The following is a 302-nucleotide window of genomic DNA, read 5'->3' as shown; positions in this document are numbered from 1 at the left end:
TATCAACAGGTTACTGTTAACAACGATATTGCGCTCTTAATTTCTCAAGTCACAGGAACGGATGCTTCTAGCCTTTCAGGATTGACGGTGACTGAAAATGGAGAAGTTGGTGAACAGACTGAGGTTATCAGTGGAAAAGTAGAAGCTTTAGCGAGTCAAATAATTGGCGGTGCGACAATCTACTATATTGAGTCTGAGGGCAAGATTTACAAAGTCAAAGCAACGGAAGATAGTACAGATCGATTACCATTTATCAAAGTAGGAGATCACTTTAGCGGTCAGTTAGATAAGAAAAATTATCT

Annotated in this window: 1 pseudogene; it reads left to right on the top strand. The window is 39.1% G+C overall.

What is annotated here, in order from left to right:
* A pseudogene (locus C1G53_RS11100) lies at nt 1-302 on the top strand (hypothetical protein); the annotation flags it as partial.

Origin of the sequence: Streptococcus suis (assembly GCF_002960445.1) — a bacterium.
GTDB lineage: Bacteria > Bacillota > Bacilli > Lactobacillales > Streptococcaceae > Streptococcus > Streptococcus hyiners.
This window is presented reverse-complemented; position numbering and strand designations above follow the sequence as displayed.